Genomic DNA, 7649 nt, shown 5'->3' on the forward strand with positions numbered 1-7649 from the left:
AAACTGCGATCTTGGATGGTCCTGCAGCGGCCCCTCCGTAATCAACCGGGGACGCTCATCGGGATCTTACGGGGCCTTCGGCGTCGGCTCTTCGGAGCGCTTGTCGATCACCTTGTCGACGATGCCGAACTCGCGCGCCATCTCGGCGGTCAGGAACTTGTCGCGCTCCAGCGCGTCCTCGATCGCCTTATACGTCTGCCCGGTGTGCTTGACGTAGATCTCGTTCAACCGCTTCTTCAGGTTGAGGATCTCCTGGGCGTGCAGCATGATGTCGGTGGCCTGGCCCTGGAAGCCGCCGGACGGCTGGTGCACCATGATCCGGGAATTCGGCAGCGAGAACCGCATGTCGGCATGGCCGGCGGCCAACAGCAACGAGCCCATCGAGGCGGCCTGCCCGGTGCACAACGTCGACACCGGCGGACGGATGAACTGCATGGTGTCGTAGATCGCCAGGCCCGACGTCACCACCCCGCCCGGCGAGTTGATGTACATCGAGATTTCCTTCTTCGGATTCTCGGCTTCCAGGAACAGCAATTGCGCGACGGTCAGCGTCGACATGCCGTCCTCGACCGGGCCGGTTACGAAGATGATGCGCTCCTTCAACAGGCGCGAGAAGATGTCGTAGGCTCGTTCGCCGCGGTTGGTCTGTTCGACCACCATCGGCACGAGGTTCATATAGGTTTCCACCGGATCGCGCATAATTCACCTGAAGGTTGCCGGAGCCGAGCGTCCATCGGCAAGGCCCGACGGCGACTTGCAGCGAACGAACGTCCCGTGATGCAGGACTTGAAGCGAGTTCACAGATAGGCGCCGGATCGACGGCGACAAGGGCGAAACTCGGGTCAGCGCCAAGTTCAAGCTGATTCGGGGCACCGCGGCAAAGCAATGCGGGCCGCCGCTCCGCTGTGGCTGGCAACATCGTTAACGCCGCCGGCGACCCCGCTGCAGCGGCCGCGCCGGCGCCGGCTGGGCCGGCAGCGGCCGCCCCGAAACGAATTCGGGCGCCGCACCCTTCAAGGTGGCGGCGCCCGATCCGGCGTTCGTTGCGGCCTTGCGTTTAAGCCGCGGTTTTCTCGGCGTCGTCGTCCTTATAGAGCTCCTCGCGGCTCACCGTCTTTTCGGTGACGTTGGCGAGTTCGAGGATGAAGTCGACCACCTTGTCTTCATAGATCGGAGCACGGATCTGGGCCAACGCCTCGGCGTTGTTGCGATAATACTCCCAGACTTCCTTCTCGTGGCCGGGCATCTGCCGGGCCCGCTCGATCACCGCGCGGCTGACTTCGTCGTCGGTGACCGTGATCTTGTTCTTTTCGCCGATCTCCGACAGCACCAGGCCGAGCCGCACCCTGCGGTCGGCGATCCTGCGATATTCCTCCTGGGCGGCCTGTTCGGTGGTGTTCTCGCTCTCGAAGGTCTTGCCGCCGGATTCCATCTCGGCCTTGATCGAGCGCCACATCAGGTCGAATTCCTGCTCCACCAGCGACGGCGGGGCTTCGAAGCGATGGGTCTCGTCGAGCCGGTCGAGCAGCACCCGCTTGACGCGCTGCCTGGTGGCGCCGGCATATTCCGCGGTGAGGCGGCCGCGGGCGGCCTCCTTCAGCTTGTCGAGCGATTCGAAGCCGAGCGTCTTGGCGAACTCGTCGTCGATGGTCAGCGGCTGCGGGGCTTCCACCAGGGTCGCGGTGGTGGCGAATTCGGCCGGCTTTCCGGCCAGCGCGGCGGCGGTGTAATTCTTCGGGAAGTCCACCTTCAGGGTGCGGGTCTCTCCGGCGGCGATGCCGATCAATTGCTCCTCGAAGCCCGGGATGAAGCTCGCCGAGCCGATCACCACCTGGATGCCCTCGCCGGTGCCGCCGTCGAACGGCGTGCCGTCGATGGTGCCTGTGAACGAGATCGTCACCCGGTCGCCAGATTCGGCCTTGGCGCCCTCGCCCTTGTCGGCATAGCTGCGGTTGCCCATCGCGATGCGGTCGATGGCCTCGTCGACGTCGCTGTCGGCGACCTCGGCGACCGGCTTTTCGACGTTGAAGCTCTTGAAGTCGGCGAGTTCAATGGTCGGCACCACTTCCACCGCGACGGTGTAATTGAGGTCGGACTTGCCAGCCAAGATCTCCTCGACCTCGTTTTCCTTCGACGGCATGGTGATCTTCGGCTCGGTGGCAAGCCGGAAGCCGCGCTCGGTGAAGATCTGGTCGTTGGTTTCGCGAATCAGCTTCTCGACGGTTTCGGCGGTGACCGAGCGGCCATAGAGCCGCTTCAGGTGTCCGATCGGAACCTTGCCGGGGCGAAAGCCATTGAGGCGAACCTTGTCCTTCATGTCGTCCAGCCGCGCATCGACCTTGGCGCCGATGTCCGCAGCCGGCAGAGTGACCTCGAATTCGCGCTTCAATCCGTCTGCGACGGTTTCCTTGACCTGCATGGCGTAAATCTTCTTCCCGCTTGGTCCGGTGCAATGACCGGCATTGTCAATCTGATCGATGCGCGGCCAAACAGCCTGCATCGGTGGTGTGGCGGCGCATACCCTTGCGAATACGTCCTCCGGAAAATCATTGCGCAAACGCCAACGGCGCTTGGTGCGGGCGGAGGGACTCGAACCCCCACAACTTTCGTCACTGGAACCTAAATCCAGCGCGTCTACCAGTTCCGCCACGCCCGCGAGAAGCATCATGTCCGGCCGCGATGCCGCGGGCGGCGGGCTTATAACATGGGCGACGTGGATCGCAGCAACAAAATAGGCCTGCCATGGGTTTGCCGCAACGCCGGCGCGCTGCTGGACAGCGCCGCCGGGACATGGTCCGGATTGCAGCCATGACCGCCCCCCTCACCGACTGCGCTGTGTTGCTCGATCGCCGCCGCCTGATCGCCGGCCTCGGCGCCGCGGCGCTGCTCGCCGCACTGCCGCAACCGCTGATCGCAGCAACAGCACGCGCGGCGACGCTGCGCGCCGGCAAAGGCCTCGCCGCGCTGCGCGAAGGCCACCCGGACACGTCGGTCGCCAGGCTGAGCGCGCTGCCGCCCGACGCCGCGCTGCGCTTCCGCCGCGGCGACGAATTGGCGCTGCGCCTCGAGAACGGCCTCGCGGAGCCGGCGATTTTCGGCTGGCGCGGCATCGCCGATTCGCGCGCCGAACCGCTGCTGGTCCGCCGCGCGATCGCTTCCGGCGGTAGCGATTCGTTTGCGGTGACGCTGCGCCACGCCGGCACCGCGCTGATCGACCTGCGGCTGCTCGGCGACGGCGGCCCCGAGCCGCTACCGGCGCGCGCCATGATCGTCGAAGAGACCGAGCCGGTTGCGGTCGATCGCGACAAGGTGCTGCTGATCGAGGACTGGCGGCTGGCGCCCGATGGCCGCGCGCTGGCTCCCGGCCGCGACGCCCCGGACACGAAGGAAGCTGCGACGTTTTACACCGTCAACGGCGTGGCCGCCTTCGAGCTCAAGATCCGGGCCGGTCAGCGCTTGAGACTTCGCTTCATTAATGGCTGCCAACGCTCTATCGCCGCAATCAAAATTGAGGATCACGACTGTCAGGTGATGGCCATCGACGGGCAGCCCGCCGAGCCGTTTGCGGCACGCGGCGGGCAGTTGCTGCTGGGCCCCGGAACACGGATCGACGGCTTCGTCGATGCGTTGCGGCCGCCCGGTTCCCGCGCCGCGATCCTGCTGCATGACGGCAGCACGGCGCGACCGATCGCCCGGCTGGTGTATTCCGACGAACCGCCGATTCGTTCAGGCGCGCTGCAGGCTGCCGCCGCGCTGGCGGGCAACGGGCTGCCGGCGCAGCTCGATCTCAAGGCGGCGCAGCGGATCGAGCTCGCGCTCGATGGTCCCCCGCCGGCCTGGCAACGGCCGGCCGACTTCAATCCGGCGGCGGCGCCGGCGTTTCATGCCAAGCGCGGCCGCGTCGTGGTGCTGGCGCTCAGCCATCGCGGCGCCGGGCCGATCGTGTTCCATCTGCACGGCCATCATTTTCGGCTGCTCGACCGGCTCGACGACGGCTGGAAGCCATATTGGCTGGATACGCTGGTGGTCGGCCCCGGGCAGACCCAGCGGGTGGCCTTCGCGGCCGACAACGCGGGACCCTGGCTGATCGAGTCGATGGCTGCCGAGTGGTCGGCGCCGCGGATGGTCTCCCATTATGTGGTCGATTAGAGACTCAATATTCGATCCCGAACTCGTCGTAGAGCCTGCGGAACACCGCCGGCAGCACCTCGGGCAGATCCTCGGCGATCAGTCCGGGGCCGGCCTCGCTGCCGGCTTCCCCGTGCAGCCAGACCGCGATGCAGGTCGCTTCAAAGGTCGGCACCCGCTGCGCCAGCAGTCCGGCGATGAAGCCGGACAGCACGTCGCCGGCACCGGCGGTGGCGAGCCAGGGCGGCGCGTTGGCGGCGATGGTGGCGCGGCCGTCCGGCGACGCCACCACGGTATCGGGTCCCTTGAGCAGCACCACGGCGCCGGAGCGCTCGGCGGCCACCCGCACCCGCTCAAGTTTCGAGCGAAGTGGATTCTTGTTGCTCATGTCGCTGAACAGCCGGGGAAATTCGCCCTCATGTGGGGTCAGTACAACCTGTGAATTGCCGGCCGATTTGATCGCCTCGAACAGCCGGTCCGGGGCGTCGGCAAAGCTGGTCAGCGCGTCGGCGTCGAGCACGCTGCTGCAACCTGCGCCGAGCGCGGCATGCACCAGTTCGCGGGTGCGATGGCCGACCCCGGCGCCGGGGCCGACAACGCAGGCGTTCAAGCGACGGTCGGTCAACAGCGTGGCGAATTCCGCCGGCGTATCGATGGTGCGCAGCATGATCGCGGTCAAGGCCGCGGCATTGACCGCCAGCGCATCGCGCGGCGACGCCAGCGTCACCAGCCCGGCCCCGGCGCGCAACGCGCCGCGCCCGGCGAGCCGCGCCGCGCCGGAGGCCCCGAGCCCGCCGGAGACGATCACCGCATGGCCGCGGCCATATTTGTGGCCGTCTATCCGCGGCACCGGAAACACCGCCTGCCACCATTCCGGACAGTTCTCGAAGGTGGCCGGATGGATCTCCTGCAGCACCTCGTCGTCGATGCCGATATCGACCACGCGGACCCGGCCGCAATTGAGCCGGCCGGGCAGTAGCAGATGCCCCGGCTTGCGGCGGAAGAACGTCACGGTCTCGCGGGCGCGGATCGCCACGCCCATGATGGCGCCGCTGTTGCCGCTGATGCCGCTCGGCAGATCGATGCTGAGCACCGGCGCGCCGCTTTGGTTGATCGCCTCGATCACCGCCTGGGCGTCGCCCTTCACCGGGCGGTTGAGCCCGGCGCCGAACAGCGCGTCGACGATCAGCGCCGGGGTCCTGATCGCCTGCGGGTGGAACGGAAACACCGGGCCTTTCCATTCCCGCGCCGCCAGCGCCGCGTCGCCTTTCAGGGCGTCGCGCTCGCCGAGCAGGATCACCGAGACCTCGCGGCCCTTGGCGAGAAGTTCGGTGGCGGCGATCAGCCCGTCGCCGCCATTATTGCCGGCGCCGGCCACCACCAGGATCGGCCCCTCCTCGATCAGGTCGTTCGCCGCATTGGCCACCGCCCGGCCCGCCGCCAGCATCAAGGCAAAGCCCGACGAACCGCTGGAAATCGTCAGCAGGTCGGCCCGCTCCATTTCAGTCGTGGTGAGAATTTCCATGCCACTCTCGTACTATCGCCTTATCAAGAGGCAGCGCGGCCCGCTTTGATCGCGATCATCTGCATACAATTTGGGCTTATCGCTTCATTGTTGATCATTTGCAGCCTCATCAGCCCACCAAAGTCTACGCGCCAAGGACCTTAATGATCTGATAATGCTCCAGGATCAGTCGACTTGCGAAATTGGCACGGACCCTGCTTTTACGGAAGCCATGTTTCGATCCTTCGTGCTCACCGGCAAAAGCAATTGGTGCGCCCGACCGTTTCCGGCTGCCGCATTGGCACCGGGGACGGCGTGGCGTCGCCGTTCCACTGACCGACCAGCAGAGTCATCGATCAAAAGCGCAATGCAGCGCCATCTTCAACCCGCCGTATGGAACGGCAGGTTACACACGAAGTCGGAAGTGCCGGGAGGACGTTTAGGTGAAGAAAATTGAAGCGATCATCAAGCCATTCAAGCTCGACGAGGTGAAGGAGGCACTTCAGGAAGTTGGACTACAGGGAATCACCGTCACCGAGGCCAAGGGCTTTGGACGGCAGAAAGGCCACGCCGAGCTGTATCGCGGCGCCGAATACATCGTCGACTTCCTGCCCAAGGTGAAAATCGAGATTGTGATCTCCGACGATCTGGTCGAGAAGGCCATCGATGCGATACGACGGGCCGCCCAGACCGGCCGCATCGGCGACGGCAAGATCTTCGTCTCCAACATCGAAGAAGCAATTCGGATCAGAACCGGCGAATCCGGGCTGGACGCCATCTAACACGAACCTCACGGCAACCTGGCATCACCCATTGGCTGCTGGCGCGGCCATAATCACGACGACCGTAGACATATAAGGGGTAATCATGACCACCGCTAAAGAAGTCCTGCAATCGATCAAGGACAACGACGTGAAATACGTCGATCTGCGTTTCACCGATCCGCGCGGCAAGTGGCAGCACGTCACCTTCGACGTGTCGATGGTCGACGAAGACATGTTCGCCGAAGGCACCATGTTCGACGGCTCCTCGATCGCCGGCTGGAAGGCGATCAACGAGTCCGACATGATGCTGATGCTCGACCCGGCCACCGCGACCATCGATCCGTTCTTCGCCGAGACCACCATGGTCATCACCTGCGACATTCTCGAGCCCTCCACCGGCGAGCCCTACAATCGCGACCCGCGCGGCATCGCCAAGAAGGCCGAAGCCCAGGTCAAGGCGCTCGGCGTCGGCGACAGCGTGTTCGTCGGCCCGGAAGCCGAGTTCTTCGTGTTCGACGACGTGCGCTATCAGACCACCCCCTACAACACCGGCTTCAAGCTGGACTCCTCGGAACTGCCGATCAATTCCGACACCGAATATGAGGGCGGCAATCTCGGCCACCGCATCCGCACCAAGGCCGGCTACTTCCCGGTGCCGCCGCAGGATTCGGTGCAGGACATGCGCTCGGAAATGCTCGGCGCGATGGCCAAGATGGGCGTCAAGGTCGAAAAGCATCACCACGAAGTGGCGTCCGCCCAGCACGAGCTCGGCATGAAGTTCGACACCCTGACCCACATGGCCGAAGGTATGCAGGCCTTTATCGATTCTCTGGAATTACCGGAAGAAGAGAAAGTGCGCCTGAAAGCCATGACGCCGGGCAATTATATTGGCCGCGCGACGACCATGGTTGACGAGCTGAAGTAAATCTTTGCTCACGTATTATGTGTGACCTCTATCAGGCGACCTCCGGGTCGCCTTTTTTATGTGACCGCGACGCGCAAAATGTCACTGCAAAAAATCTCTGTCCTTATAAAATAGAGCCCATTCCCTCCGCATTGGAAGACCGACTTCATGAGCATGGACACCAACCAGCAGGTGCTGGAAAAACTGAAAACCGATCTGGCTCAGGCGGGCACAATGCCCCTGTATTTGTGCTTTAACGAATCGGTACGTCAGGCAATGGAAGCGGGCATCTTGCAGGATGGCGATTTTCTGCCGAGCGAACGCCAGTTCACTGAAATTCTGGGCATTT

The 7649-nt window shown here is 64.4% G+C and carries 5 protein-coding genes, 1 tRNA gene and 2 pseudogenes; 4 read left to right on the forward strand and 4 right to left on the reverse strand.

Features of this window, described 5'->3' with window-relative positions:
• Window positions 1-66 precede the first annotated feature (66 nt).
• The 3 genes from VGC77_RS02240 to VGC77_RS02250 form a co-directional block, all read right to left on the reverse strand.
• Complete coding sequence (locus VGC77_RS02240; protein WP_331169926.1) at window positions 67-699, reverse strand: ATP-dependent Clp protease proteolytic subunit; 633 nt, start codon at window positions 697-699, stop codon at window positions 67-69.
• A gap of 358 nt (window positions 700-1057) precedes the next feature.
• The gene (gene tig / locus VGC77_RS02245; RefSeq protein ID WP_331169927.1) at window positions 1058-2419 is read right to left on the reverse strand and encodes a trigger factor; all 1362 of its coding nucleotides are present in this window, start codon (window positions 2417-2419) and stop codon (window positions 1058-1060) included.
• Window positions 2420-2571: 152 nt separating this feature from the next.
• Window positions 2572-2656: transfer RNA gene (locus tag VGC77_RS02250), tRNA-Leu, on the reverse strand.
• A gap of 152 nt (window positions 2657-2808) precedes the next feature.
• On the opposite strand from VGC77_RS02250, the gene VGC77_RS02255 reads away from it, so the two are divergent.
• Complete coding sequence (locus VGC77_RS02255; RefSeq protein WP_331169928.1) at window positions 2809-4149, forward strand: multicopper oxidase family protein; 1341 nt, start codon at window positions 2809-2811, stop codon at window positions 4147-4149.
• A 4-nt stretch (window positions 4150-4153) separates the two neighbouring features.
• Here the strand turns inward: VGC77_RS02255 and VGC77_RS02260 are convergent, their stop codons facing one another.
• Complete coding sequence (locus VGC77_RS02260; protein WP_331169929.1) at window positions 4154-5653, reverse strand: NAD(P)H-hydrate dehydratase; 1500 nt, start codon at window positions 5651-5653, stop codon at window positions 4154-4156.
• A 422-nt stretch (window positions 5654-6075) separates the two neighbouring features.
• Here VGC77_RS02260 and VGC77_RS02265 point away from each other — a divergent pair, with 422 nt between their 5' ends.
• The 3 genes and pseudogenes from VGC77_RS02265 to VGC77_RS02275 all read left to right on the forward strand — a co-directional run.
• On the forward strand, window positions 6076-6414 hold the full coding sequence (locus VGC77_RS02265; RefSeq protein WP_074832548.1) for a P-II family nitrogen regulator: 339 nt from the start codon (window positions 6076-6078) through the stop codon (window positions 6412-6414).
• Between the two features lie 85 nt (window positions 6415-6499).
• Window positions 6500-7216 (forward strand): annotated as a pseudogene (locus VGC77_RS02270) (glutamine synthetase beta-grasp domain-containing protein); the annotation flags it as partial.
• A gap of 252 nt (window positions 7217-7468) precedes the next feature.
• A pseudogene (locus VGC77_RS02275) lies at window positions 7469-7649 on the forward strand (hypothetical protein); the annotation flags it as partial.

The sequence above is a fragment of the Rhodopseudomonas sp. genome (assembly GCF_036404135.1).
In the GTDB taxonomy this organism is placed as follows: Bacteria; Pseudomonadota; Alphaproteobacteria; order Rhizobiales; family Xanthobacteraceae; genus Rhodopseudomonas_A.